This window comes from Burkholderia sp. F1 (assembly GCF_050813845.1).
Lineage (GTDB): Bacteria > Pseudomonadota > Gammaproteobacteria > Burkholderiales > Burkholderiaceae > Burkholderia > Burkholderia ubonensis.
The window spans coordinates 1017273-1041599 of sequence record NZ_CP172422.1 but is presented as its reverse complement, the minus strand read 5'-3'; the positions used below and the strand labels follow the sequence as shown (position 1 = coordinate 1041599).

Genomic DNA, 24327 nt, shown 5'->3' with positions numbered 1-24327 from the left:
GCTGTCAACGGAAGGATGTCACGACATGACGAATCTACCGTCGCCGCCCACCCCTTCCCAGCTAGCCATCCGGACAGCCGCCTTTAACCCACCCCCGCAACACTTGTCAACACTCCGACACAAACTCAAACAAGAACGCTTCTCATTCAATAGAAAATTACATAGAATGCCGCCTGAAAACAAATCGTAATAATTCCCGGCGGCATTCATGCTTGCGCATCGGTCGCTTCCGGGGCCACACCTGTCGAGGTCGTTGTGTTGATGAAGTCCCGCCCTGACGAGCTGAAGCTCGGAAAATTCACCACCCTGTGCAGCATGCTCGCGGCAGGCCCCGCGTTCGCCGATGGCGCGCCGCCCCCCGCCCCGGCCGGCTCCGACGGCCATCTCGCGCCGATCGAGATCAAGGGCAAGGCCGAGCAAAGCTACAAGGCCGACTTCTCCGCTTCCGCGAAATTCACCGCGCCGCTTGTCGACACGCCGAAATCGGTCACCGTGATCCCGCAGGAACTGATCCGGAACAGCGGCGCGGCCACGCTGACCGAGGCGTTGCGCACCGTGCCCGGCATCACGTTCGGCGCGGGCGAAGGCGGCAACCCGCTCGGCGACCGGCCGTTCCTCCGCGGCTACGACACGCAGGGCAGCATGTTCGCCGACGGCATGCGCGACACGGGCGCGACCACCCGCGAGATCTTCAACACCGAGCGCGTCGAGATCACCAAGGGCTCGGACGGCGCATTCGGCGGCCGCGGCGGCGCGGGCGGCAGCATTAACCTGATCACGAAGGCGCCGCACCTCGGCACGACGGCGGCCGCAAGCGCGGGCTTGGGCACCGACCGCTACCGCCGCTTCACCGCCGACGGCAACTGGCAGTTCGCCGATCATGCCGCGTTCCGCCTGAACCTGATGAGCCACAACAACGACGTCGCGGGCCGCGATGCCGTCAACAACGGGCGCTGGGGCGTCGCGCCGTCGATCGCGTTCGGCCTCGGCACGCCGACCCGCGTCGTCGCGAGCTACTACCACCTGTCCACCGACGACCTGCCGGACGGCGGCATCCCGTACGTCTACGGCTTCAACATTCCGAAGGGCGTGACCGACGGCCCGGCGAACGTCGACCGCCACAACTTCTACGGCCTGCGCGACCGCGATTTCCGCAAGACGACGTCGGACATCAGCACGCTGAAGATCGAGCACGACATCACGCCGTCGCTGACGATCCGCAACACCACGCGCTACACGGAGTCCACGCAGGACTACATCTGGACGCAGCCCGACGACAGCCAGGGCAACGTGGTCAACGGCAAGGTCTGGCGGCGCGCGAACACCCGCGACAGCTCGATCAACAGCATCGCGAACCAGACCGAGCTGGTCGGCGAATTCCGCACCGGCCCGTTCAAGCACAGCTTCACGACCGGCATCGAGCTGTCGCGCGAATGGGGCAAGCGCGACACCTACAACGTCGCCGCCGCGAACGGCAAGATCTGCCAGAACGGCATCGGCGCGGCGTCGGGCTACAACTGCACGAGCCTCTGGTCGCCGAACCCCAACGACCCGTGGGCCGGGTCGATCACGCGCAACAACGACTACGCGCATGCACGCACCGTGACGAAGTCGATCTACGGCTTCGATACGATCGAGCTGACGCCGCGCTGGCAGGTGAACGGCGGGCTGCGCATCGACGACTACTCGACGCGCTTCACCGACACCCGCGCGAACGGCGGCAAGACCACCACGCGCGACGACACGCTCGTGAACTGGCAAGCCGGCCTCGTGTTCAAGCCCGCGCAAAACGGCAGCATCTACGCGTCGTATGCGACGTCGTCGACGCCGGCCGGGATGATGCTCGGCGAAGGCAGCGAAACGCAATCGCTGACGCCGGGCCGCGGCGGCGTCGGCTCGAACGCCGACCAGCTTGCCCCCGAGAAAAACCGCAGCATCGAGCTCGGCACCAAGTGGAACGTGCTGAACGACAAGCTCGCGCTCACCGCCGCGCTGTTCCAGATCGATACGACGAATGCGCGCGTGACGCTGCCGAACAACCAGTACGCGATGGTCGGCAACAAGCGCGTGCAGGGCCTCGAGCTCGGCGTCGCGGGCCAGCTCACGAAGCAGTGGCAGGTGTTCGGCGGCTACACGTACATGAAGAGCGAGCTGCGCGACAACGGCAAGGACACGGCGAACAACGGCAACCGGTTCCCGAACACGCCGAAGCACAGCTTCACGATGTGGACCAACTACGACGTGACCCCGAAGTTCACCGTCGGCGGCGGGGCGTTCTACATGTCCGAAGTGTTCGGCGACCCGGCGAACCAGCGCGCGGTGCCGTCGTACTGGCGCTTCGACGCGATGGCACAGTACCGGATCACCAAGAAGATCGACCTGCAGCTGAACGTGAACAACCTGTTCAACCGCACGTACTTCGATCAGGCGTATCCGGCGCACTACGCGTCGATCGCACCGGGCCGCTCGGCGTTCGTCACGCTGAACGCGCGCTACTGATCGATGGAGGCCGTGTCGCTGAAGGCGCTCGCGTCGGTGTCGCCGCGCGAGTTCGCCGAAATCCTGGCCGGGCCGGCCGAACGCGCCGCCGCGTGGGTCGCGGCGGCGGCCGGCCACGGCATCGTCGATGCGCAGGCCGTCTACGGGCAGTACCTGCTCGACGGCCACGGCGTGCCGCGCGATCCCGCCGCCGCGCTCACGTGGTTCCGGCATGCCGCGCACGCGAATCATCCGATGGCGATGAACATGCTCGGCCGCTGCTACGAGTTCGGCTGGGGCACCGCCGCGTGCGCGCCGGTCGCCGTGTACTGGTACCGGCTCGCCGCGCAGGCGGGGCTCGACTGGGGCATGTACAACTACGCGACCGCGCTCGCGCTCGGCAACGGCGTCGACGAGAACCGCGCCGACGCGCTCGACTGGTTCCGGCGCGCGGCCGCGCTCGGTCATGCGAAATCGATCAACCTGATCGGCGGGTTCTACGAGGACGGCTGGGTCGTGGCCGCCGACGCCGACCTCGCGTTCGACCACTACCGCCGCGCCGCCGTTGCCGGCGATTTCCGCGGCCAGTTCAACTATGCACGGCTGCTCGCCGAGCGCGGCCGCATCGACGACGCGCTCGCGTGGCTCGCGCGCGTGCCGGCCACCGCGACGCCGGCGTTCGTCGCGAAGGTGCGCGCGTATCTCGCCGCGTCGCCGTTCGACGCGTTCCGGCAGGCAGCCGCGCGGCTGCAGCCGGACGATCAGGAGTTCGCATCATGATGCTGCATGTTCCCGGGGTGCTGACCAAGGCGCAGGTCGCGCAATGCCGCGACGCGCTCGACCGGGCCGAATGGGCCGACGGCAACGCGACGTCGGGCGCGCAGTCCGCGCTCGCGAAACGCAATCGACAGCTGCCCGAAGGCTCGCCCGCGGCGCGCGCGGTGGGCGACGCGATCCAGGATGCGCTGGCGCGCAACCCGCTGTTCTTTTCGGCGGCGCTGCCGCTCAAGGTGTTTCCGCCGCTGTTCAACCGCTACGAGGGCGGCGAAGCGTTCGGCACGCACGTCGACAACGCGATCCGCCTGCTGCGCGGCACCGACTTCCGGGTGCGCAGCGACCTGTCGGCAACGCTGTTTCTCGAAGAGCCCGATGCGTATGACGGCGGCGAGCTGTGCGTCGAAGACACGTTCGGCGTGCATCGCGCGAAGCTGCCGGCCGGCGATCTCGTGCTGTATCCGGCGTCGAGCCTGCATCAGGTGACGCCGGTCACGCGCGGCGCGCGGGTGGCGTCGTTCTTCTGGATCCAGAGCATGGTGCGCGATGACGCGGATCGGACGCTGCTGTTTCAGCTCGATACGCAGATCCAGACGCTGTCGGCGGAGAAAGGCGCGCAGGACGCGGGCGTGATCGCGCTCACCGGGATCTATCACAACCTGTTGCGGCGGTGGGCGGATGCGTGACTGTCGATGCGGGACGCGCAGGAGGTGTCCGGAATTTCGTGTGTGAGGCGGGTTAAGACTCAGATTCCGATGCTGAACCGTTCCGGGTAAAGCAACGCAAACTGCGTCATCGCGCTTTTCCAATCGTGCCGGGAGCCAGTCCACTTGGCAACGACGTTGCGCAGCGCCAGCCAGATCAGCTTAAGCGCGGCCTCGTCTGACGGGAAGTGACCGCGTGCCTTGATGATCTTCCGAAGCTGCATGTGCAATGACTCGATCGCGTTGGTCGTATAGATAATCTTCCGGATGTCCGGCGCGAACGCGTAAAAGGGGATGACCTGTTCCCAGGCCCGGCGCCAGAGCGCGGCGATCGGCGGGTATTTCGTGCCCCACGGGCCGGCGTCGAAGGCATCCAGCGCCACGGCGGCTGCCTCGGCCGTCGGCGCCCGGTAGACCTCCTTGAGCGCGGCGGCGGCCGCCTTGCGATCTTTCCAGCTCACGAAGTCCAGCGAGTTCCGGATCAAATGCACGATGCAGGTCTGAACCGTCGTTTCAGGGAACACGGAATTGATCGCTTCCGGGAAGCCCTTCAGGCCGTCGACCACGGCAATCAGAATGTCCTGCACGCCGCGCAGTTTCAGGTCGTTGACGACCCGCAGCCAGAACTTGGCGCCTTCGGTCTGCTCGATCCAGAGACCGAGTACGTCGCGTGTGCCATCGCGGCGCACGCCTAGCGCCAGGTAGATCGCCTTGTTGCGGACCACGCCTTCGTCGCGGATCTTCACGCGCAAGGCGTCGAAAAACACGACCGGATACATCGGCTCGAGCGGGCGCTGCTGCCATTCACGCACTTCGTCGATCACCGCGTCGGTCACCGTGCTGATGAAGTCCGGCGATACCTCGATGCCGTACATCTCCAGCAGGAAGCCCTGAATCTCCCGCACGCTCATGCCGCGCGCGTACATCGCGATGATCTTGTCGTCGAACCCGGTGAAGCGCCGCTCGCCCCTGGCAATCAATACCGGATCGAAGGTGCCTTCGCGGTCGCGCGGAATCTCGACGTCGAGCAGGTCGTCGTCAGTTGCAACGCGCTTGCGGCTCGTGCCGTTGCGGTGATTCGTGCTGCCAGCCGGCTTGACTTCGCCCTTCTCGTAGCCCAAGTGGTGGGTCAACTCACCGCCCAGTGCGCGTTCGAAGATCGCCTTCTTGAGCGCGGCAAGCTGCTCGTTGATCGTCGCCCGGTCCAGCGTCCCGGGCACCAGTTGCTTGATCAGTTCCGGGTCAAGGTTCAAGCCCTTGCCCGGTTCTATCGTCACTTCTTCCTTGCGTTTGCGTGGCATAAAGTGGCTCCTTGGCCATCAGTTTATGCCTCACACACAAAAGATCGGATAGGCTCGACGCGCATCCGGCTTGCCGGTCGCCCGCCCTGACAAATCATGCGCGCCAACGCCCCGGCTCCCTTCAGCGCGCAAAGCCTGGAACGGAAACCGGACACCCTTTTAGAGGACGCACACTTCGCCATCCTCAGGAACGAGCAGCCGATCCGTCATCCCTTTCTCCGCCGAGAATTCACGCAGTTCGTTCCTGGTCAGCATTGCATGGTTGACCGCCTCCATATGGCTTGCAACCAGCGTGGCTTGTGGCGCGGCCTGATAGACCTTGTGAACATCCTCCTTGCCCATGATGATCGGTCCCAGGCCAGGAACCTGCGCATCGCCGCAATTCAGGATGACGGCATCCGGCCGATGGGTTTTCAGGCTCTCCTCCACGAATCTGTTCCAAACCGTATCGCCGGCAAGGTACAGCGTCCTTTCCGCGGCGTGCTTGAACACGACGCCGCTCACCTGGCCCATCAGGTCGCCAATGGCGTGCATGACTTTGTCCGACCCGTGCTGACCGGGCGTCCTGACGAGCGTCAGCCCGTTGAATGACGTGTTGTCCGTGAGCACGCGCACATCCGTGAATCCCGCCGCCTTCACGATCGCGGCATCCTGTTCATGCTGGACGAAGACCGGCAGGCTTTTCGGGATCAGGGATCGGGCCGCATCGTCCCAGTGATCGAGATGGGTGTGGGTCACGATGACGGCGTTCACATCGAGGATCTGCTCGACCGGCACCGGCAGCTCGACGGTCGGCCATTTCAGATGGCTGTTCGCCGTGCCTTCGAATCCGGGATAGGCGCCCTTCGGCGCGAGCACGGGATCGACGAGAAACCTCGTGCCGGCGATTTCGACGATGACGGTTGCATTGCGGATTTGCTGGACCTTCATGGGAACACTCCTTCTACACGGGGGATTATTAAGTACCGATCGTTACAGAATCGAGTAAAAAAAGTGCACACGAATTGCATGCACGTCTTCAAACTTCTTCAATCGAGATTCAGGAAAAGCAGTCGCAATGCGTCATCGAGCCGATCGTTGCCGTAACCGGCTCGAACCATCACCTGAAGCCCCGGGAACGCGACAACCAGGAGCCTCGCAACGTCTCGCGCAGGCCGGGCGCCGTTTACCGAACCGTCTTCCTGCCCGCGTTCGATCGCGCGCGTCAGGGCGTCCTCGATATATTGAAAGTCGCCCTGCACCCGCTCCCGTACCTCCGGGTCGTGTGGCGCCATTTCAACCGCCTGATTGATGCTCATGCAGCCGTTCGCGAACTTCGGCGCGTGAGCATCCCTGACGATCATGCGAAAAAATGTCTCGATCGCGTCGCGCGCCGGCCCGTGGTCGAGGATCTGGTGCATGTCGTGCGCGCGATCGCTCCGGTACGCATCGAATGCCGCGAGAAAGAGCTCGCGCTTTCCGCCGAATGCACCGTAAAGGCTGCTCTTGCCCAGCCCCGTCGCGTCAACCAGGTCGACAACGGACGTGCCTTCGTATCCCTTGCGCCAGAAGACTTCCATCGCCTTGTGCAAAACCTCTGCGGCGTCGAATTCCCGCGGCCGCGCCATCATCGCCCTCCACTTGGCCGGATTAGCCGTGGCGGCAATTATGAAACGGTCGGTACGAAACGTCAACCGGGCCGATATGGTCGAATCATGATGCCTGCGACCCCGGCCCCTCCCGCGAGTACCCGTCAGGCCCGCTGCAGGATGTCGATCGCCTTTTCGGCGTCGCCCAGCGAGTCGACCGCGATGTATGCGATGAACTGGGTGCCCAGCACGGCAGCCGACACGCCGCGGAGATTGATTCCCCCGTCAGCGAGCAGCTGGGTCAATTGCGCGATGATCCCCATTTGATCCAGACCCATCACACGGACGGAGTGAAGGCTCGGGGTAACGTTGAACCCCACCTGCGAGGCCGCGCGGATCACCGCGTCCCCCACCAGCGGCGCGACAAACACGACGCCCTTGCCCACCGCCTCCGAGGTGCGGCGCGCGACGATGAACTGCAAGTCCGCGCCGGCATCCCGCAGCGCGCCCAATACGTTCGCGAGGCCGCCCGGTTTGTCTTCGATGGTGGCGGCCCAGACATCGACACGTTCTACGCTCAGTTCCATGGCAGTCCCTCCTGCCTGATGCACGTCGATAAAAAAAATTTACTTCACCGAGGGCACGCGGGCAAGGCGACCGGCGCGTCGATCGGACCTGCCGTCGCGAATGACGTCGTGCCGGGCATCCGGGTTCGACGCGCCCGTTACATGGGAAGGCCGGAGCGTCACCAAGCCGCCCAACCGTCACTTGGAAACTCTGGCATATTGCCGAATCGATGCCGCGTACCGGCAGTGGCTTTCCGTTTGGCTCGACGCGTCGCGCCGGTGCGCGTTGTCAGATCGCGACCGACGATTTTCCATTTCACGTTTCCTCCAGCCATCGTGATCTCACTTTCCGATCCCGTCGTTCGCGCGGTCACCCTGATCGAATCGCATGAACGGTTCGTCGACCTCGCGACCTTCCATCATCGCGTGGCGGTCGATCTCACCCGCAGCATCGTGCCGGACGACAGCGAACATTTCCTGAAGGTCCGCCGCGGCGTGGCCGACCGGCTCGTCGTCGCCGCGAGCACCCTTCCGGACAACTTGCGCCTGCTGGTGAAGGAAGGCTACCGGCCGCTCGCGCTGCAACGCGCGTACTTCGAAAAGCATCTCGCCGATTTGCGCCGCACGCTGCCGTCCGACACCCCGGCGGAAATGCTGTTCGAACTGGCGAGCCGCTACGTCGCGCCGCCCGACGTCGCCGCGCATCCGACGGGCGCGGCGGTCGACCTGACGTTGATCTCGGCTGACGGAATCGAAGCGGACATGGGCTGCGTGCTCGACGCGACGGACGAGGAATCGTCGGGCGCCTGCTACACCGGCAGCCAGTTCATCAGCCGCGACGCGCTACGCAATCGGCACCTCCTGTCGGCGGCGATGGCGACCGCGGGCTTCGTCAACTATCCGTCCGAATGGTGGCACTGGTCGTTCGGCGACAAATACTGGGCCGTCATGCAACGCCAGCCGAACGCCATCTATGGTCCCGTCGACGAGCACGTCGTCCAGGAATGGACCGCTTGACGCGAACCTCCCGCCCCGCCTGCACGAAACCGGTGCACTGTCCCGCTGCAGGCTGTGCGCACACGGGCGAATCCGCACTTGCCCATCGCCGCCCGCTCCCGCACAATCCCGGCACCTGCTTCTCGTTCCCGCTACGCCGATGTCCTACGCGTCGCTCGCCACCGGCGTTCTCCTGTCCGCCGGCCTCGGCCAGCGTTTCGATCCCAGCGGCCTGCACAGCAAGCTGCTCGCGCTGCTGCCCGACGGCACGCCGGTCGCGGTCGCGGCCGCCCGCCGGCTCGCGACGGCCACCGCCGACGTGGTCGCGGTCGTGCGCCCCGGCGCCGAAAAACTCGCCTATCTGCTGAACGAAGCCGGCTGCCGGGTCGTGTTCGCGCCCGACGCGGTGCGCGGCATGGGCGCGAGCCTCGCCGCCGGCGTGCGCGCGAGCGCCGATGCGAGCGGCTGGCTCGTCGCGCTCGGCGACATGCCGTGGATCGCGCCAGCCACCTATGAGATCGTCACCCGCACGCTCGACGCCGGCGATACGTCGATCGCCGCGCCCGTCCACCGCGGCCTGCGCGGCCATCCGGTCGGGTTCGCGTCGCACCATTACGACGCGCTCGCCGCGCTCGACGGCGACGCCGGCGCCCGCGCGCTGTTCGCGCGCGAGCGGGTCACGCTGCTCGACGTCGACGATCCGGCCATCCTGCGCGACATCGACACGCCCGCGGACCTCTCGCACGGACGCGGCGACCGCTGACGAATCCGGATGCAAACGCGTGCCCGATTGCCTATAAAGGAGACGAGGCGCCGGCGCACCGCGCGGCGGCCGTCACGACTCGCGAGCGCTCCATGACCGACGATCACACGACTCCGCTGCCCGAGCCCCCGGCAGACCCGACCCGCGATCCGGAAGGCGATCCGCTCGTGCCGCCGTCGCCCGGACATCATCCGGACAATCCGCAGCAGCCGGAGGGGCCGCCGAGCAAGGATCCGGTCTAGGTGTCGACCCACGCGCGACCAGTTCACGCACGCGTCGCCGGACGCACCGGCTTGGTGCGGGGCGGCGCGCGGGTGGTCCGCATCGCCGGGCCTCACGCATTGGCTCGTCACTTCGCTTCGCCGCTTCGCTCCGTGACACCGGCCCGTCACATAGCCCTGCTGCCTCACCCGATCCTCCCCACCGACGATCCGTTCGACCGCGAACCTTGCGCAGCGCGACCGGCACCACGCGCGCGTCGTGTTGCGCAAACCTTGATCGACCTCGTCTCCTAGGGATTTCCCGCCTACGGTCTCCGGCCATCTGCGCCGACAAGAAGTTATCCCGTCACGCCGCGAGCGGCGCGTTTCCCCGATCGACCGACCGAACCGACCATGCGCAACCTTTCCCTGAATCAGAAACTCGCTTCGATGATCGCCATCCTTTGGCTCGGCCTGCTTGTGATCGCAGGGCTCGGCGCGTGGCAGACGCGCGCGTCGATGATCGAAGACCGCCGCGACCAGCTCTCGACGCTGGTTTCACAGGCCGCGAGCGTCGCCGATCACTTCTACAAGCTGTCGCAGCAGAACGCGATGCCGGAAGCCGATGCCAAGCAGAAGGCGCTGGAAGCGATCGCCGCGATGCGCTACGGCGCCGACGGCTACGTCTCGATCAACGACTCGAAGGCGGTGATCGTGATGCATCCGATCAAGCCTGAAATCAACGGCAAGGACATGTCCGGCTTCACCGATCCGAACGGCAGGCACCTGTTCGTCGACATCGTGAAGGCCGCGGACCAGAGCGGCGGCAAGGGCTTCGTGGAATACAAGTGGCCCAAGCCGGGCGCGGACAAGCCGCAGGACAAGACGAGCGTCGTGCAGCACTTCGCGCCGTGGGACTGGTATCTCGTGACCGGCATGTACATGAACGACGTGCGCACGGCGGTGCTCGCGAGCGTCGGCCGCTGGCTCGTGATGACCACCGTGCTCGGCTCGATCGCCACGTTCGTGATGGTGCTCGTGCTGAAGAGCGTGCGCGCGAATCTCGGCGGCGCGCTCGAGGACGCGCTGGAGGCCGCGCAGCGCATCGCGCAGGGCGACCTGACCGCGCGCGTCGACCTGCGGCCGAACGATCGCGGCAGCCTGCTGCTCGCGCTGCACACGATGCAGGGCGGGCTGATCGACATGGTGTCGCGCGTGCGCATGGGCACCGAGAACATCAACGTCGGCGCGGGCGAAATCGCCGCCGGCAACACCGACCTGTCGCAGCGCACCGAGGAACAGGCGGCCGCGCTCGTGCAGACCGCGTCGAGCATGGACCAGATGACCGCGAACGTAAAGCAGAACGCGGACAGCGCCGCGCAGGCCGCCACGCTCGCCGACCAGGCCGCGCAGGTCGCGACGCGCGGCAGCGAGGTCGTCGACAACGTCGTGCGCACGATGGCCGAGATCACCGACCGCTCGCACAAGATCGGCGACATCATCGGCGTGATCGACGGCATTGCATTCCAGACCAACATCCTCGCGCTGAACGCGGCCGTCGAAGCCGCGCGCGCGGGTGAACAGGGCCGCGGCTTCGCGGTCGTCGCGGCCGAAGTGCGCTCGCTCGCGCAACGCTCGGCCACCGCGGCGAAGGAGATCAAGTCGCTGATCGTGTCGTCGAACGAAACCGTCGACCACGGCGCGGCGCTCGTCACGCAGGCGGGCGAGACGATGGGCGAGATCGTGCAATCGGTGCGGCGCGTGAACGAGATCCTCGACGAGATCAGCCACGCGTCGCGCGAACAGAGCGCCGGGATCGAACAGGTCAATCGCGCGGTCGGCGAGATGGACCAGGTGACGCAGCAGAACGCGGCGCTCGTCGAACAGGCGGCGGCCGCCGCGCATTCGCTGCGCGATCAGGCCGAAGCGCTGCGGGACGCGGTCACGCGCTTCGCGTTGCCGGCCTGACGCGGTTCACGTCGCCCCCTCCGGACGGGCGGGCGCACGCTGCGCCGCCCCGCCCCGGTCCGGCGGTCACGCCGATGCCGCACCGCTTGCGTTCGCGTTCGCATTTGCGCTCGCGTCGTGGCGCAGGCCGAGCATCGCCGCGCGCCGGATCAGCTCGATGTCGTTCTTCGCGCCGAGCTTCTTCATCGCGCTGACCTTCTGCGCGCTGACCGTCTGCTTGCCCTTGTTCAGGCGCTCGGCGATCGCCTTGATCGACGCGCCCGACAGGTAGAGACGGATCACCTCGATCTCGCGCGGCGACAGCTTCGGCGCACCCTGGCCGTCGCCGTCGGCCGAAGCGAGCGTGTGCTTGACCGCCGGCGACAGGTAGCTGCCGCCGCCGTAGCTCGAATGGATCGCGGCCACGATGTGGCCGACGTCGTCGAGCTTGCTGACGACGCTCTGCGCGCCCCGCGCGAGGATCGAGCGAATGATCACCGGGCTCTCGTGCGTGACCAGCACGACAACGCCGACGCCCGGGCGCGCGCCCCGCAGGAAGTCGAGCAGCTTCAGCATCTCCATCTGCCCGTCGCCGCGCATCGCATAATCGATGAGCGCAATGTCGCAATCGATGTCGCCGATCGATGCGACCATGTCCCCGGTGCGCTCGTAGACGCCGACCAGATCGATCGCGCTGGCGCTGCCCGCAATGTGTTCCATGCCGGCCAGCGTCAGCGGCCAGTCATAGGCGAAGACGATACGGACACTGAATTTCCCCATACGCGTTTCCCTCGGTTCCGGCGGATTCGGCCAGTTGCATCGGCGCCGCCTCCGCCGGTCCGGTTCGGCCATCCCGATCAGGCTATTTATAGCCCGATCGCCATTCTATGAATCCGGCGGCTCGGGAGATATCGGACAGGAACTTAAATGCACCGCCGAGCGGTGGTACGAGTTTTATATTTGACTGGGCGCGTGACACCGCGGCACGAGATCGCGCGGCTTGCGAGGTCGCATGGCGGCTCGATGCGTCGTCCGTCAATGCACCGGCGCGGGCGCGTGGTCGTGTTCGCGCAGCGCGCCCGGGATCACGCTGTCCGACAGCCCGCCATGGTCGATCCATTCGCGCGTCCGGTGCGCGGCCTGGTCGATCAGCTGCGCACACCGCGTGTAATCGTAGGACGACACGTCGAGCGGACACAGCGGCGGCACGACGTGGATCTGCGCGCGGGTCGCGTACTGCTCCAGATCGCGCACCAGCTGCCGGGCGATCACGAGCGTCAGCGCATGCGTCGCGTGGGCGATCGCGCTGCGCGGCGGGGCGTGCAGCGCGCACGCGAACCCGGCCGGCAGGACGACGATGCGCTTGACGCCGAGCGCGACCGCCACCGAGATCGGCGTGTTGTTCGCGACGCCGCCGTCGACGAGCGCCACCCCGCCGATCCGCACCGGCGGAAACACGCCGGGAATCGCCGCGCTGGCCTGCACGGCGTCCACGACCGGTCCGGCGGACAGCACGACTTCGGCGCCGTTCAGCATGTCGGTCGCGACGATGTGCAGCGGCAGCGCGGCCTGCTCGATCCGGCGGTACGGCAGGTGCTTTTCCAGCAGCAGGCGAAACGCGTCGGCTTCGACGAGATGGGGCCGGCTGCGCAGGATCATCGCGAGCAGGCTGCGCATCGACAGCGGCATGATGTCCTGCCGCCGGATCCTGCACCAGAGCGCGGCGAGCATCGCGACGCCTTCCGCGTCCGGACGGCCCGCGAAATACGCGGCGTTGATCGCGCCCGCCGACGCGCCGATCACGCAATCGGGCCGCTCGCCGCTCGCGATCAGCTCGCGGAGCATGCCGACTTCGACCGCGCCGAGGCTGCCGCCGCCGGCGAAGACGAACGCGGTTGACGGGATGGGATCGGGCGGCACGATCGGACTCCGGGCGGGTGGGTGCGGCGCGGCGCGCCGGCTCTCTCATGCATGATGATGGACCGGGCCGGCGGAATCGGGGGGTGCTGAAAACCCTGCCGGGCGGGGCGCGCGGCCGGCCGTTCGGCCAACGTGAAGGCCGGCGCGATGCGGCGGGCGGCGCTGCGGGTAAAATTGCGGCCTGCGAATGCCACTCCGGGCGCCGCGCCGTTCATGTGCCGCATGCGCCCTCGCCTGATTTCTCCGACCGATTCATGACCGATTCCGACCTCCACGCCGACGACAACACGATCCACGAAGACACCCTCTGGCGCGACAGCGGCTGGACGGCCCGCATCATCAAGAACGAAGACGACGACGGCTGGGCCGTCGAGATGGTCAAGGACGGGGAAGCCGAGCCGGCGCTGGTCGGGCCCTGGACGATGGGGCGGGACAAGAAGAACCCGAAGCCGATGGACGCGAACGCGTTCCGGACGCTGGTCAAGACCGCGACCGAGGTGCTGATGCGACACGAGCAGCAGCGCCGCGCGATGCTGCACAAGGAAGTGACGGTCTGGGCCGGCGAGGACGAAGTGTCGGTGACGCTCGATATCGTGCCGGACGAGTTCGAGCCCTATGCGGAACTCAAGGCGCTCGACCGCTTCGGCGAGCTGCTCGGCGAAGCGAAGGTGTCGGCCGCGTTCAAGCTCAACAAGGCGAGCGCCGAGCGCTGGGTCGAGTCGGGGTTCGGGCGGCCCGCCTGAGCGACGCGCGCGCTTCGCTGCCGGCACGGCTACCTGGCGCACCCGGCCAGGAAAATGTGCACCGCTTGCCGCGCGAGACGGGCGCGCGCCGCCGCATTGGGGCGTCGGGCGGCCCCGAGCAGCATTCGGGTCCGGATGCCGCCGAGCACCAGATAGACGAACTGCTCGGTCGCAACGGGCACGTCGTCGAGCGCCAGTTCGCCTGCGTCGACCGCCGCGCGCAGGTAATCGGCGAGCGGCTCCATCCCGGTCAGGCCGCCCTGCTGGTCGTAGTACCCGCGGATCAGCCCGGGAACGCGATGCGCGTCGAGCAGCAGCAGGCGGTACAGCTCGATCATGTCGGCCCGCGTGCCGACTTCGAGGAGGTGCAGCGCGACCGTCTCGAGCACCGTTTCGGGACGATCCGATTCGAGCACGAGGCCGCGCAGTTCCTCGACCCACTTGCGCCGCAGCGTGTCGCAGATCGCGGCGAACAGGCCGGCCTTGCTGCCGAATCGGCCATAGAGGGTTTTCTTGGCGACGCCCGCCTCGCGCGCGAGGCTTTCCATGCTCGTCTCGCGATAGCCCGCGCTCAGGAATTGCCGTCGGGCGACGTCGAGCAGGCGTTGCAGGCGGTCCGCCGATTCCTGCTGCGTCGGGCGACCGCCGGATTTCGTCCTGGGAACCTGGACTGTTCGCATTCCGATCAATCCTGTTGACATTCGGGATGCGCGGCGGAAACTATACCGTTGCGTTTCCTGTTCCACGCACGGCAAACCTACCCGACCCACGGGGGCGCGGTCAATGGTCGACTTCTTCATTGAGCGTCCGGTCTTCGCGTCATCGATCGCCATCGTCATGGTGCTCGCGGGTCTCGTTGCCTGGTTCAATCTCCCGGTCGAGCGCTTTCCTCAGATCACGCCGCCCCAGGTGCTCGTCAAGTCGACCTACACGGGCGCCAGCGCGCAGGTCGTCGCGGACACCGTGACCACGCCGCTGGAAGCGCAGATCAACGGCGTCGAGGGCATGAGCTACATCTCGTCGGTCAGCGCGAACGACGGCAGCTCGACGATCACGGTCACGTTCGACGTCGGCTACGACATCAACATCGGCGCGGTCGACGTGCAGAACCGCGTGTCGCAGGCGACCGCGCAGCTGCCCGGCATCGTCACGCAGACGGGCATCACGATCCAGAAGCAGAACCCGAATTTCGTCCTGGCCGTGAACCTCTATTCGCCCGATCGTTCGATCGATCCGGTCACGCTCAGCAACTTCGCGTATCTGCAGGTCGTCGATGCGCTCAAGCGCCTGCCCGGCGTCAGCGACGTCACGATCTTCGGCGAGCGCCGCTATTCGATGCGCATCTGGCTCGACCCGGACAAGCTCGCCGCGCTCGGCATGACCGCCACCGACATCCAGAACGCGATCCTCGACCAGAACGTGCAGGTCGCGGCCGGCAAGTTCGGCGAAGCGCCGTCGCCGCCCGGCACGCCGTTCCAGTATCAGGTCAACACGCAGGGCCAGCTCGCCGACGCGCGGCAATTCGGCGGCATCGTGCTGCGCGCCGGCACCGCGAACGACGCCGCCGTGCACCTGCGCGACGTCGCGCGCACCGACCTCGGCGCGCAGCAATACACGTCGAGCGCGTCCGTCAACGAAAACCCGGCGGTGCTGATCGCCGTGTTCCAGCTGCCGACCGCGAATGCGCTGGATCTCGACCGGCGCGTGAAGGCGACGATGCAGTCGCTCGCGCGGCGGTTTCCGAAGGGCATGGCGTGGGGCATCACCTACGACACCACGATGTTCGTCTCCGCGTCGATGACCGAAGTGGCGAAGACGCTCGGCTTCGCGCTGCTGCTCGTGCTCGGCGTCGTGTACCTGTTCCTGCAGAGCTGGCGCACGACGGTGATTCCGATGATCGCGATTCCGGTGGCGCTCGTCGGCACCCTCGCGATCATGCTGGTGCTGCGCTTCTCGCTGAACACGGTCAGCCTGCTCGGCATGGTGCTCGCGACCGGCCTCGTCGTAGACGACGCGATCGTCGTGGTCGAGAACGTCGAGCGCCAGCTCCAGAGCGGGCTGGCGCCGATGGCGGCCGCCAAGCAGGCGATGCGCGAAGTGACGGGGCCGATCGTCGCGACCTCGGCGGTGCTCGGCGCGGTGTTCGTGCCGATCGCGTTCCTGCCGGGCATCACGGGCCGCCTCTACAACCAGTTCGCGCTGACGATCGCGATCTCGGTGATGCTGTCGGCCTTCAATTCGCTGACGCTCAGCCCGGCGCTGTGCGCGGTGCTGCTGCGCCACGGGCACGCGCGGCGGTTCGTGCTGTTCCGCGCGTTCAATCGCGGCTTCGACTGGGCGCGGCAGCGCTACGCCGGTTCGGTGCGCCGGCTGATCGGCGCGCGCTGGCTCGCGCTGGCGCTGTTCGCGGGCGGCCTTGCCGTCACCTGGCTGCTGAATTCGACGATTCCGCACGCGTTCCTGCCGGTCGAGGACCCGGGCTATTTCTACGTGATCACGCAGTTGCCGAACGGCGCGTCGCTGCAACGCACCGAAGCCGTGATCGAGCAGACCCGCGCGCTGCTGCGCGCGACGCCGGGCGTCGCCAACGTGCTGTCGATCAGCGGCCTCAATTTCGTGACGCGCGCGACCGCGCCGAACAGCGCCGCCCAGTTCGTGATCCTGAAGCCGTGGGACGAGCGCGGCGAGCAACAGAGCGTCGCCCGCCTCATCGCCGAGGTGCAGCCCAGGCTCGCGCGGATTCCCGAAGCCCTGTCGCTCGCGCTGAACCCGCCGGCCATTTCCGGGCTCGGCACCTTCGGCGGTTTCGATTTCGAGATCGAGGACCTGACGGGCCGCGGCAGCGTCGCGCTCGACGAGGCGACGCACGCGTTTCTCGCGGAGGCGCACCGGCAGCCGGAGCTCGACGCGCGCACGCTGCTCACCAGCTTCAACACGTCGACGCCGCAGTTCGATTTCCGGCTCGATCGCGACAAGGCGAAGCTGCTGGGCCTGAACATCGACGACGTGTTCCGCACGATGCAGATCTATCTCGGCTCGCTGTTCGTCAACAACGTCACGCTGTTCGGCCGCAATTTCCAGGTCGTCGTGCAGGCGGACAGCCGCGCGCGCGGCAGCAAGGACGACCTGTCGCGCCTCTACGTGCGCAATGCCGCGGGCGGCATGGTGCCGCTCGCGACCCTCGGGCAGCTTCGGCCGATGGTCGGCCCCGAGACGGTCCCGCGCTACGACGTGTACGGCGCGGCCGAGATCACCGGCAGCGCGGCGCCCGGCTACAGCTCGGGCCAGGCGATCGCCGCGATGCAGCGCGCCGCCCGCGTGCTGCCCGCGGATTTCGGCTACGACTGGACCGGCATCACCTACCAGGAGCTGCAGGCCGGCTCGGTCGCCGGCATCGTGTTCGCGCTCGCGATCGTGTTCGTGTTCCTGTTCCTCGCGGCGCAATACGAAAGCTGGTCGCTGCCGTTCACGATCATCCTCACGGTGCCGCTCGCGCTGTTCGGCGCGCTGGGGCTGCTGTGGCTGCGCCGCATGCAGGTCGACATCTACGCGCAGATCGGCTTCGTGCTGCTGATCGGGCTCGCGGCGAAGAACGCGATCCTGATCGTCGAGTTCGCGAAGCGGCGCCGCGAGGCCGGCCTCGACATCGTCGACGCGGTGACCGAGGCGGCGCGCCTGCGGCTGCGTCCGATCCTGATGACGGCGTTCGCGTTCATCTTCGGCGCGGTCCCGCTGATGGTCGCCACGGGCGCCGGCGCCGCGAGCCGCCAATCGATCGGCACCACGGTGGTCGGCGGCATGCTCGCGGCGACGCTGCTGTCGCTCGGCTTCGTGCCGATCTTCTACGCGGTGATCGAGCGGCTGCGCGAAACGATGCGCGGGAAGCTCGCACGCGCGCACGGGCAGCACGGCCCGCCGCCCGCGGCATGACCGACGCGCGAGACGATGATGAAAGCCCACCGATTCGCGCTGGTTGCCGCCGCCGCGATTGCCGTCGCACTGGGCGTGGCGCTGCTCGTCCCGCGCGGCGCGCAGCGCGCCGCCGTCGACCCGCCGCCGGCCCGGCCCGCCGTCGCGATCGACGTGCCCGTGACGCAGGTCGTCACGCGAACGGTGCCGGTCTATCTCGAGTACGTCGGCTCCACCGATGCGATTCGCGCCGTCACGCTCCAGGCGCAAGTCACCGGCTATCTGCTGAAGCAGGCCGCGCCGGACGGCGCCGACGTGACCGCCAACGCGCTGCTGTACCGGATCGACCCGCGCACCTATCAGGCGACGCTCGACGCGGCGACCGCGCAGGCGGCAAAGGACGCGGCCGCGCTCGACTACGCGAGTGCGAGCCATCACCGCAATGCGGTCCTGAACCAGAGCGGCGACGTATCGACCGACACGCTGCAGCAATCGGCAAGCAGCGAGCGCCAGGACCGCGCGGCCGTCGCGGCCGACCGCGCGCAGATCGAAGCGGCGCGGCTCAATTTGCTGTTCACCGAAATCCGCGCGCCGTTCGCCGGCCGTCTCGGCCTGAGCCTCGTCCACGAGGGCGCGCTGATCAGCACGGCGGGCACGCAGTTGAACACCCTCGTGCAGCTCGACCCGATCTACGCGACCTTCAATCCGCCGGACACCGACCTGCCCACGATCCAGGCGCGCCAGTCGCAGGGCGCGATTCCGGCGGAGGTCGCCGTCGGCCAGGCGAGCGCGCCGCAATACCACGGCAGGCTGACCCTGCTCGACAACAGCATCGTGCGCGGCACCGGCACGATCACCGCGCGCGCGACGATCGACAACCCCGGCCATACGCTGCTGCCGGGGCAGTTCATCCACGTGCGCCTGCACGTCGCCGACCAGCCCGCCACCCTGCTGGTGCCGCAGGTCGCCGTCGGCTCGAACCAGTTCGGCCAGTACGTGTATGTCGTCGGCCCCGGCAACCATGTCGAACAGCGCTACGTCACGCCCGGCGCAGACTACCCGCCGCTCGTCGCGGTACGCCAGGGCGTGGCCGACGGGGAAACGGTCGTCGTCGGCAATCTGCTGAAGCTCGGCCCGGGCACGCTGGTGCGGCCGATGCCGGCCGGCACGCCACCAGCCGTCTCCCCGCCGCGCCCCCGGGAGCCGCGCGCCATGACCGCCCGTCGCGCCCGCCCGCGCTTGGTCGGCTTCGAACCCGGCGGCGCCGGACCCGGCCACGGCCCCGCCTGCGTCGCGCTCGCGGCGGTATTGCTCGCCGGCTGCGCGGTCGGGCCCGACTTCGTGCGGCCCGCGTCGCCCCTGGCCGGCGGCTATGCGCGCGAGCCGCTGCCGGCGCAGACCATCGCGTCCGATATCCACGGCGGCGAAGCGCAGCACTTCGTGCAGGGGCTCGACCTGCCCGGCGACTGGTGGACGCTGTTCCGCTCGCCCGCCCTCGACGCGATCATCGCGCGCGCGCTGGCGGCCAACCCGAGCCTGCAAGCCGCGCAGGCGGCGCTGCGCGAGGCGAACGAAACGCGGCTCGCGGGCGAAGGCGCCCTCTTTCCGACGCTCGGCGCCGGCGCGTCGGTGACGCGCGAGAAGACTTCGGCCGCGTCGGTCGGCAGCGGCGCCACGATCCCGCCCTTCACGCTCAAGAGCGCGTCGGTGAACGTCACCTATCTGCTCGACGTCTGGGGCGGCACGCGCAGGCAGGTCGAAGCGCTGACCGCGCAGGCCGAATTCCAGCGCTTCGAACTCGAGGCCAGCTACCTGACGCTGATCTCGAACGTCGTGCTGGCCGCGCTGCAGGACGCGTCGCTGCGCGCGCAGATCGCCGCGACGCAGGAGATCGTCGACATCGAGACGCAGCAGCTCGCCGGGCTGACGCGCGAATTCGCGATCGGCGCCGCGGCCAATACCGCGGTGCTGGCGCAGGCCGCCGCGCTGGCCCAGGCGCGCGCCACGCTGCCGCCGCTGCAGAAACAGCTCGCGCAAACGCGCAACCAGCTCGCCGCCTATCTCGGCCGCTTCCCGAATGACGCGCCGACGGAAACGTTCGAGCTCGAATCGTTGCAGTTGCCCGTTACGCTGCCCGTCAGCCTGCCGTCGCAGCTCGTCGCGCAGCGCCCCGACATCCGCGCGTCGGAGGCGCTGCTGCATGCCGCGAGCGCCGAAATCGGCGTCGCCACCGCCAACCTGCTGCCGCAGCTGACGCTCAGCGCGGCCTACGGCAGCCAGACCGCGCAGACGCTGTTCGGACCGGGAACGGCCGTCTGGAATGTCGGCGCCGGGCTGCTGCAACCGCTCTTCGAAGGCGGCACGCTGCTGCATCGCCGGCGCGCGGCGAGCGCCGCTTACGATGCAGCGGCGGCGCAGTATCGCGTCACGGTCGTCACCGCATTCCAGAACGTCGCGGATGCGCTGCGGGCGCTGCAATCGGACGCGAACGCGGTCGATGCCCAGGCGGCCGCCGAACGCGCCGCCGCGGACAGCCTCGCCGCGTCGCAACGCCAGTTCCGCATCGGCCAGATCAGCCATCTTGCGCTGCTCGATGCGCAACGGACCTACCAGCAGGCGCGCATTGGCGAGATCCAGGCGCGGATCACGCGCTACTCGGATGTCGTCGCGCTCTTTCAGGCGCTGGGCGGCGGATGGTGGAACCGCGCCGACGTGCGCGACGTGCGGGAAGACGGCGGCAACGCCGTCGCCCCCTAGCGAATTCGATGCCAACCGGCTCCGCTTTGCGCCATGCAGCCTAAACTTAAGTTGAACCGCGCAGGCTGGCATGAGGCTGCGCCACGAAAGGGGTCAAGCACATTTTCCGAGCCAGCAGCCATCGATAGCGAGCACCGCACGGTCGCGTTCGGCGGCGACCGAGGAATTCGTATCGTCTCCGGATCTGCTTCGAGGGCAAACCACCACGGAGGCGGTTTATGAACAGTAAGCTTTCCAACCCGGCGCCGCTCGGCCTGGCCGGGTTTGCACTCACGACCTGGATGCTCAGCATGGTGAACGCCGGCTGGTACAGCGCGGACGCGCTGGGCCTCGTGCTGGCGGTCGCGTTCGCTTTCGGCGGCACCGCCCAAATGATCGCGGGCGTGCTCGAATTCCCGCGCGGCAACACGCTGGGCACGGTGGCGTTCCTCAGTTATGGCGCCTTCTGGTGGTCCTTCGCGCTGTTCGTCGCCTTCCTGGGCACGAAGGTGCCGGAGTCGTTCGTCGGCTGGTACCTGATGGCGTGGGGCGTCTTCACGTTCTACATGTGGATCGGCTCGCTGCACACGAGCACGTCCGTGCAACTGGTGTTCCTGTCTTTGTGGATCACGTTCCTGATGCTGGCGATCGGCGCCTGGACCGGGTCGAGCCTGGCCACGCAGATCGGCGGCTACACGGGCCTCGCGACCGCGCTGCTGGCGTTCTACGCATCGGCGGCCATGATCATCAACGAAGCCTTCGGCCATACCGTGCTCCCGACGCACGACTGGTCGCAAGGCCATCCGCGAGCGGCGTGACCCACCGGCAGGCCGGCGGGCGCGCATCGGACGCGCCGGCCGGCGCCGCCGGCCATCGCATCGGTCCCGAACCGGAATTCGTCATATCGCATACGCACACCATCGCACCTGGTGCCTCGACCCGTGAAAGACGGACCCATGACGCGCCGCCGCCGACAGCACGTTCACTTCGTGCTCCGGGCACCTGGGAGCAAGGAGGTTCTGTCATGTCACGAGACAAGTCGTCGCACCGCGCAGCCGCCGAATCGCACGCGGCCGACGTTTCCGAGGCGCAAATCGCCGTCCACTGGCCCGAGGAGGATTACTTCCTGCCGCCCGCCTCGTTCATCGGCCAGGCCAACCTGACCGACCCGGGCGTGTTCGAGCGCTTCTCCCTCGACAGGTTTCCCGAGTGCTTCAAGGAGTTCGCGGACCTGCTCGACTGGTACAAGTATTGGGAGACGACCTTCGACGCGAGCCATCCGCCGTTCTGGCGCTGGTTCGTCGGCGGCAAGCTCAACGCGTGCCACAACTGCGTGGATCGCCATCTGCCGAAGTACCGCAACAAGACCGCGATCCATTTCGTGCCCGAACTCGAATCCGAGGCGGTCCAGCACGTCACGTACCAGGAGCTCCATGTCCGCGTCAACGAATTCGCCGCGCTGTTGCGTGACGTCTTCGGCCTGAAGGCCGGCGATCGCGTGACCCTGCACATGCCGATGGTGACCGAACTGCCGATCACGATGCTCGCCTGCGCGCGGCTCGGGGTGATTCACTCGCAGGTGTTCAGCGGCTTCAGCGGCGCGGCGTGCGCCGACCGCATCCTGGATTCGGAAAGCCGCCTGCTGATCACGATGGATGCCTATTACCGCGGCGGCAAGCTGCTCGACCACAAGGAAAAGGCGGACATCGCGTTCGCCGAAGCGGCCGAGAAAGGCCACAAGGCCGAGAAGGTGCTGGTCTGGCAGCGCTATCCGGGCAAGTACTCGAGCCCGACGCCGCTCGTCGAAGGCCGCGACGTGATCGTCAACGATGCCCTCAAGCCGTTCCGCGGCAGGACGGTCGCCCCGGTCGAGATGCCGGCGGAAGCGCCGCTGTTCCTCATGTACTCGAGCGGCACCACCGGACGCCCGAAGGGCTGCCAGCACTCCACCGGCGGCTTCCTGTCGTATGTGGCGTGGACCTCGAAATACATCCAGGACATCCATCCCGAGGACGTGTACTGGTGCATGGCCGACATCGGCTGGATCACCGGCCATTCGTACATCGTCTATGGCCCGCTCGCGCTCGCGGCCTCGACGGTCATCTACGAAGGCGTGCCGGTCTACCCCGATCCCGGCCGGCCGTGGCGCATTGCCGAGCAGCTCGGCGTCAACATCTTCCACACGTCGCCGACGGCGATCCGCGCACTGCGGCGCGCCGGGCCGGACGAGCCCGCGAAGTACCACTATCGCTTCAAGCACATGACGACCGTCGGCGAGCCGATCGAGCCCGAAGTGTGGAAGTGGTATCACCGGACGGTCGGCAAGGGCGAGGCCGTGATCGTCGATACGTGGTGGCAGACGGAAACGGGCGGCTTCCTGTGCAGCACCGTGCCGGCGCTGCACAAGATGAAGCCGGGCAGCGCCGGCCCGGGGATTCCCGGCATTCATCCGGTGATCTACGACGACGACGGCAACGAGCTGCCGCAGGGGTCCGGCAAGGCCGGCAACATCTGCATCCGCAACCCGTGGCCGGGCGCGTTCCAGACCATCTGGAAAGCGCCCGAGCGCTTCGTGTCGACGTATTACAGCCGCTACTGCCGGGACCCGAAGAGCAAGGACTGGCGCGACTGGCCGTACATGGCGGGCGACGGCGCCGTCGATGCCGCGGACGGCTATTTCCGGATCCTCGGCCGCATCGACGACGTGATCAACGTCGCGGGCCACCGGCTCGGCACCAAGGAGATCGAGTCGGCGGCGCTGCTGGTTCCCGACGTCGTCGAGGCGGCGGTCGTGCCGGTCGCCGACGAGATCAAGGGCAAGGTGCCCGAACTCTATGTGTCGCTGAAGCCCGGCGTGGAAGCGTCGGAACAGGTCGCCAGGCAGGTGTCGGAATCGGTGGTCGGGCGAATCGGACCGATCGCGAAGCCGCACCGGGTGCTGATCGTTCCGGACATGCCGAAAACCCGCTCGGGCAAGATCATGCGGCGCGTGCTCGCGGCGCTGTCGAACCATCAGGACCCCGGCGACGTATCGACGCTCGCCAACCCGGAGATCGTCGACAGCCTGAGGACGCTCGTGAAGTAAAGGAAATCGAGAGGACTTCGATCGATCGGCATCTCGTCGTGCGAGCACGACGGGATGCCGTCATGCCATCTCCGGCGTCGGCTCGACGGCATGCTGCGCGCGCCGCAGGTGATGCGCGGCCAGCTTGCGCCGCACCGCCTGCTCGAATTGCTCCGTCGATGTGGCGGGCTCGCGTCGCGCGAAACCGAGGACGTTGCGCACGATCTGGATCGGCGTAAACACAACGCCCCACGGCAGCCCCCACCATCCGCATACGGCGGACATGAGAATCGCCAGCGCCTGCTTCTTGCGGCCGCAGCGCCGGCAGCAGACATGACGGCGCGTCGCCCATTGCGTGACGAACACCAGCGACACCACGCGATGGGCCGCGTGGACGTCGACGGGGCCATCCTCGCGCTTGCAGATCGGGCACGGGCCGTGCCGGCAGTCGTCGACGTATTGATGCACCGTGACCGCAGGCAGGCGCTCGGCGATGACGAGCACCGAGTGCGCTTGCGCGCACTGCGCGCCGCAATAGCGGTGACGGTCGATCGTCTGGCCGCCGATGAAGAATGTCTTGCCGCAGTTGCTGCACTCTGCCACGTTACCCCCGGATGCGTTTTCTTATGTCGTGCGTGTCGGGTCGATCCGGTGGCGT

20 protein-coding genes are annotated in these 24327 nt (G+C 67.5%); 12 read left to right on the top strand and 8 right to left on the bottom strand.

Annotated elements, in window-relative coordinates; genetic code table 11:
• Window positions 1-261 precede the first annotated feature (261 nt).
• The 3 genes from ACFIMZ_RS23755 to ACFIMZ_RS23745 are packed head-to-tail and all read left to right on the top strand — an operon-like array spanning window position 262 to window position 3938.
• Entirely contained in the window at window positions 262-2499 is a 2238-nt protein-coding gene (locus ACFIMZ_RS23755) for a TonB-dependent receptor (RefSeq protein ID WP_431824744.1), read from the top strand.
• 3 nt (window positions 2500-2502) lie between these two features.
• A complete protein-coding gene (locus tag ACFIMZ_RS23750) occupies window positions 2503-3258 on the top strand; it encodes a tetratricopeptide repeat protein (RefSeq protein WP_431824743.1) in 756 nt (251 codons plus the stop codon).
• Window positions 3255-3938 (top strand): Fe2+-dependent dioxygenase, encoded by a 684-nt coding sequence (locus ACFIMZ_RS23745; protein ID WP_431824742.1) that lies wholly within the window; start codon window positions 3255-3257, stop codon window positions 3936-3938. Before ACFIMZ_RS23750 ends, ACFIMZ_RS23745 begins: the two co-directional genes overlap by 4 nt.
• Before the next feature lie 59 nt (window positions 3939-3997).
• Here the strand turns inward: ACFIMZ_RS23745 and ACFIMZ_RS23740 are convergent, their stop codons facing one another.
• The 4 genes from ACFIMZ_RS23740 to ACFIMZ_RS23725 all read right to left on the bottom strand — a co-directional run bounded on the left by ACFIMZ_RS23740 (window position 3998) and on the right by ACFIMZ_RS23725 (window position 7412).
• The gene (locus ACFIMZ_RS23740) at window positions 3998-5257 is read right to left on the bottom strand and encodes an IS256 family transposase (protein ID WP_431822130.1); all 1260 of its coding nucleotides are present in this window, start codon (window positions 5255-5257) and stop codon (window positions 3998-4000) included.
• A 159-nt stretch (window positions 5258-5416) separates the two neighbouring features.
• Window positions 5417-6187: an MBL fold metallo-hydrolase gene (locus tag ACFIMZ_RS23735; protein WP_431824741.1), complete on the bottom strand. Its 771-nt coding sequence runs from the start codon at window positions 6185-6187 to the stop codon at window positions 5417-5419.
• A 98-nt stretch (window positions 6188-6285) separates the two neighbouring features.
• Complete coding sequence (locus ACFIMZ_RS23730; RefSeq protein WP_431824740.1) at window positions 6286-6930, bottom strand: TetR/AcrR family transcriptional regulator; 645 nt, start codon at window positions 6928-6930, stop codon at window positions 6286-6288.
• Window positions 6931-6989: 59 nt separating this feature from the next.
• Window positions 6990-7412, bottom strand: a complete 423-nt coding sequence (locus ACFIMZ_RS23725) for an ACT domain-containing protein (protein ID WP_431824739.1) — start codon at window positions 7410-7412, stop codon at window positions 6990-6992.
• 315 nt (window positions 7413-7727) lie between these two features.
• On the opposite strand from ACFIMZ_RS23725, the gene ACFIMZ_RS23720 reads away from it, so the two are divergent.
• From ACFIMZ_RS23720 to ACFIMZ_RS23705, 4 genes are all read left to right on the top strand, one after another.
• Complete coding sequence (locus ACFIMZ_RS23720) at window positions 7728-8408, top strand: M15 family metallopeptidase (RefSeq protein WP_431824738.1); 681 nt, start codon at window positions 7728-7730, stop codon at window positions 8406-8408.
• A gap of 139 nt (window positions 8409-8547) precedes the next feature.
• On the top strand, window positions 8548-9150 hold the full coding sequence (locus ACFIMZ_RS23715; RefSeq protein WP_431824737.1) for a nucleotidyltransferase family protein: 603 nt from the start codon (window positions 8548-8550) through the stop codon (window positions 9148-9150).
• 92 nt (window positions 9151-9242) lie between these two features.
• Window positions 9243-9392, top strand: coding sequence for a hypothetical protein (locus ACFIMZ_RS23710; RefSeq protein WP_010089444.1), 150 nt, complete (start codon window positions 9243-9245; stop codon window positions 9390-9392).
• Window positions 9393-9764: 372 nt separating this feature from the next.
• Window positions 9765-11318, top strand: a complete 1554-nt coding sequence (locus ACFIMZ_RS23705; RefSeq protein WP_431824736.1) for a methyl-accepting chemotaxis protein — start codon at window positions 9765-9767, stop codon at window positions 11316-11318.
• 66 nt (window positions 11319-11384) lie between these two features.
• Here the strand turns inward: ACFIMZ_RS23705 and ACFIMZ_RS23700 are convergent, their stop codons facing one another.
• Both ACFIMZ_RS23700 and ACFIMZ_RS23695 read right to left on the bottom strand, forming a co-directional pair.
• Window positions 11385-12077, bottom strand: coding sequence for a LuxR C-terminal-related transcriptional regulator (locus ACFIMZ_RS23700; protein WP_431824735.1), 693 nt, complete (start codon window positions 12075-12077; stop codon window positions 11385-11387).
• Between the two features lie 255 nt (window positions 12078-12332).
• Window positions 12333-13217 (bottom strand): patatin-like phospholipase family protein, encoded by an 885-nt coding sequence (locus ACFIMZ_RS23695; protein WP_431824734.1) that lies wholly within the window; start codon window positions 13215-13217, stop codon window positions 12333-12335.
• Window positions 13218-13471: 254 nt separating this feature from the next.
• Between ACFIMZ_RS23695 and ACFIMZ_RS23690 the strand changes: the two genes are divergently transcribed.
• The gene (locus ACFIMZ_RS23690; RefSeq protein ID WP_431824733.1) at window positions 13472-13960 is read left to right on the top strand and encodes a hypothetical protein; all 489 of its coding nucleotides are present in this window, start codon (window positions 13472-13474) and stop codon (window positions 13958-13960) included.
• Between the two features lie 29 nt (window positions 13961-13989).
• Here ACFIMZ_RS23690 and ACFIMZ_RS23685 read toward each other — a convergent pair whose 3' ends face one another.
• Window positions 13990-14640, bottom strand: coding sequence for a TetR/AcrR family transcriptional regulator (locus ACFIMZ_RS23685; RefSeq protein ID WP_431824732.1), 651 nt, complete (start codon window positions 14638-14640; stop codon window positions 13990-13992).
• A 103-nt stretch (window positions 14641-14743) separates the two neighbouring features.
• Here ACFIMZ_RS23685 and ACFIMZ_RS23680 point away from each other — a divergent pair, with 103 nt between their 5' ends.
• From ACFIMZ_RS23680 to acs, 4 genes are all read left to right on the top strand, one after another.
• Entirely contained in the window at window positions 14744-17890 is a 3147-nt protein-coding gene (locus ACFIMZ_RS23680; RefSeq protein ID WP_431824731.1) for an efflux RND transporter permease subunit, read from the top strand.
• Between the two features lie 18 nt (window positions 17891-17908).
• The gene (locus ACFIMZ_RS23675) at window positions 17909-20626 is read left to right on the top strand and encodes an efflux transporter outer membrane subunit (protein ID WP_431824730.1); all 2718 of its coding nucleotides are present in this window, start codon (window positions 17909-17911) and stop codon (window positions 20624-20626) included.
• A gap of 218 nt (window positions 20627-20844) precedes the next feature.
• The gene (locus ACFIMZ_RS23670; protein ID WP_431824729.1) at window positions 20845-21423 is read left to right on the top strand and encodes an acetate uptake transporter; all 579 of its coding nucleotides are present in this window, start codon (window positions 20845-20847) and stop codon (window positions 21421-21423) included.
• A gap of 206 nt (window positions 21424-21629) precedes the next feature.
• Window positions 21630-23690 carry an acetate--CoA ligase gene (gene acs, locus ACFIMZ_RS23665; RefSeq protein ID WP_431824728.1) on the top strand — a complete coding sequence of 687 codons (2061 nt, stop codon included), beginning with the start codon at window positions 21630-21632 and terminating at the stop codon, window positions 23688-23690.
• A 60-nt stretch (window positions 23691-23750) separates the two neighbouring features.
• Here acs and ACFIMZ_RS23660 read toward each other — a convergent pair whose 3' ends face one another.
• Window positions 23751-24272, bottom strand: coding sequence for a hypothetical protein (locus ACFIMZ_RS23660; RefSeq protein ID WP_431824727.1), 522 nt, complete (start codon window positions 24270-24272; stop codon window positions 23751-23753).
• Window positions 24273-24327: the final 55 nt, after the last annotated feature.

Excerpts from the sequence above, each read along its gene's own strand:
- ACFIMZ_RS23690 (WP_431824733.1), top strand. The coding sequence starts at position 13,472 with ATGACCGATTCCGACCTCCACGCCGACGACAACACGATCCACGAAGAC.
- ACFIMZ_RS23740 (WP_431822130.1), bottom strand. The coding sequence starts at position 5,257 with ATGCCACGCAAACGCAAGGAAGAAGTGACGATAGAACCGGGCAAGGGC.
- ACFIMZ_RS23705 (WP_431824736.1), top strand. The coding sequence starts at position 9,765 with ATGCGCAACCTTTCCCTGAATCAGAAACTCGCTTCGATGATCGCCATC.
- ACFIMZ_RS23710 (WP_010089444.1), top strand. The coding sequence starts at position 9,243 with ATGACCGACGATCACACGACTCCGCTGCCCGAGCCCCCGGCAGACCCG.
- ACFIMZ_RS23725 (WP_431824739.1), bottom strand. The coding sequence starts at position 7,412 with ATGGAACTGAGCGTAGAACGTGTCGATGTCTGGGCCGCCACCATCGAA.
- ACFIMZ_RS23670 (WP_431824729.1), top strand. The coding sequence starts at position 20,845 with ATGAACAGTAAGCTTTCCAACCCGGCGCCGCTCGGCCTGGCCGGGTTT.
- ACFIMZ_RS23700 (WP_431824735.1), bottom strand. The coding sequence starts at position 12,077 with ATGGGGAAATTCAGTGTCCGTATCGTCTTCGCCTATGACTGGCCGCTG.
- ACFIMZ_RS23675 (WP_431824730.1), top strand. The coding sequence starts at position 17,909 with ATGAAAGCCCACCGATTCGCGCTGGTTGCCGCCGCCGCGATTGCCGTC.
- ACFIMZ_RS23750 (WP_431824743.1), top strand. The coding sequence starts at position 2,503 with ATGGAGGCCGTGTCGCTGAAGGCGCTCGCGTCGGTGTCGCCGCGCGAG.
- ACFIMZ_RS23715 (WP_431824737.1), top strand. The coding sequence starts at position 8,548 with ATGTCCTACGCGTCGCTCGCCACCGGCGTTCTCCTGTCCGCCGGCCTC.
- ACFIMZ_RS23735 (WP_431824741.1), bottom strand. The coding sequence starts at position 6,187 with ATGAAGGTCCAGCAAATCCGCAATGCAACCGTCATCGTCGAAATCGCC.
- ACFIMZ_RS23680 (WP_431824731.1), top strand. The coding sequence starts at position 14,744 with ATGGTCGACTTCTTCATTGAGCGTCCGGTCTTCGCGTCATCGATCGCC.
- acs (WP_431824728.1), top strand. The coding sequence starts at position 21,630 with ATGTCACGAGACAAGTCGTCGCACCGCGCAGCCGCCGAATCGCACGCG.
- ACFIMZ_RS23755 (WP_431824744.1), top strand. The coding sequence starts at position 262 with ATGAAGTCCCGCCCTGACGAGCTGAAGCTCGGAAAATTCACCACCCTG.
- ACFIMZ_RS23685 (WP_431824732.1), bottom strand. The coding sequence starts at position 14,640 with ATGCGAACAGTCCAGGTTCCCAGGACGAAATCCGGCGGTCGCCCGACG.
- ACFIMZ_RS23745 (WP_431824742.1), top strand. The coding sequence starts at position 3,255 with ATGATGCTGCATGTTCCCGGGGTGCTGACCAAGGCGCAGGTCGCGCAA.